Source organism: Streptomyces sp. NPDC058664, assembly GCF_042716635.1.
Classification (GTDB): domain Bacteria; phylum Actinomycetota; class Actinomycetes; order Streptomycetales; family Streptomycetaceae; genus Streptomyces.
Genome location: NZ_JBHXRW010000167.1, coordinates 1 through 1359, shown reverse-complemented (window position 1 = coordinate 1359; position 1359 = coordinate 1). Strand labels below are relative to the sequence as shown.

General features: G+C 64.9%; 2 protein-coding genes. One reads left to right on the top strand and one right to left on the bottom strand.

From position 1 onward, the window contains the following. Positions 1-419 precede the first annotated feature (419 nt). Positions 420-947 (top strand): NUDIX hydrolase family protein, encoded by a 528-nt coding sequence (locus ACFWUY_RS41095; protein ID WP_384121988.1) that lies wholly within the window; start codon positions 420-422, stop codon positions 945-947. Positions 948-1000: 53 nt separating this feature from the next. On the opposite strand, the gene ACFWUY_RS41090 is transcribed toward ACFWUY_RS41095, so the two are convergent. Continuing rightward, positions 1001-1359: integrase core domain-containing protein (locus ACFWUY_RS41090; RefSeq protein WP_384121983.1), on the bottom strand; the 359-nt coding region annotated here is incomplete at its 5' end.

The following is a 1359-nucleotide window of genomic DNA, read 5'->3' as shown; positions in this document are numbered from 1 at the left end:
GGTTGTTCTACGCGGCTGACCTTTTGGCAAGCCAGTTGCTGCGGTGGGCTGGGTCTGTGATGTGTTCCGAGGGCCGGCTTCGATGTCGGCCTGTTGTGTTCAGGCCTGGATGAACGGGTTATTGAGGTGAGGGCCCGAGCGTGTGGGCCCTCACCGTTTGTGGCGGAAGGGTGCTCAACCGTTCGGTCGTGAGGTCGTTTGTGTGAGTCGGAGTGTGATGGGCAATCGTCGGCCCTCGCCCGATAGGCCCAGCCTCAGCGCCGCTGCGGCGGGCACCATCTGGGCATGACGACCGCGGCTATCTAGGTGTCCGCAACACGCCCCAGCAGCCAGCCTCACCGGCCCGCCCTGCCGTACTTCGGTCTCTGTCCTGTCAGGCCGAGGTCCGGCCTGACAGGTATGATCAAGCGATGTCTGGCATGACTGAGACAACGCCCGGCTGGCTGACCACGGATGAGCTGGACACGGCCAGGGCCCGGATGCCGATCTTGTATGTCGAGGCCGTCCCTGTACGCGTGGACGACAGCGGTGAAGTCACCCACATTGGAGTGCTCCTGCGGATCGGTGCGGACGGAACGATCAGTCGTACTCTGGTGTCCGGCCGTGTCATGCATCACGAGCGGGTCCGCGACGCGCTGCTACGCCATCTAGAGAAGGACCTCGGGCCGGTGGCCCTGCCCCGCGTCCCTGCCTCTCTACAGCCCTTCACGGTCGCCGAATACTTCCCCTCAGTTGGCATCACCCCGTACCATGACCCGCGCCAGCATGCGGTATCTCTCGCATACGTCGTGCCGGTGGCCGGCGACTGCCGCCCGCGGCAGGACGCGCTCGACCTGGTCTGGTTCAGCCCGCAAGAAGCAGCCTCACCAGCACTGCAGAGCGAGATGCCAGGCGGCCACGGGGCGCTGCTGAAACAGGCCCTTGCCCATGTGGGATATGCATACTGACGTGGCCGCATGGTGAGCTTGTTCCGCTTTGACGGACACCTTTGGTGTGGTGGTCAGGCTGCGAGTGCGGTCTCGTATGCGTCGGGACTGCGATAGCCGAGGCTGCTGTGCAGACGGTGCACGTTGTACCAGCCCTCGATGAAATCGATGATCGCGGTGCGGGCGGCGGCCCGGCTGGGCCAGGAGATGGCGTCGAGCAACTCCCTCTTGATGGTGGCGAAGAACGACTCGGCGAGTGCGTTGTCCCAGCACTGCCCGGTGCGGCCGACCGACAGACGCACCCCCCACTGGTCCGCCAGTGCGGCGAATTGCTGGCTGGTGTACTGGGTGGATTCAATCGGTCGTCGCAACGCCTTCGTGAGCTGGGGGTTTGTGATGGGTGTGGGGAATCGGCAGCGGGCGGTGCGGGAGT

Excerpts from the sequence above, each read along its gene's own strand:
- ACFWUY_RS41095 (WP_384121988.1), top strand. The coding sequence starts at position 420 with ATGACTGAGACAACGCCCGGCTGGCTGACCACGGATGAGCTGGACACG.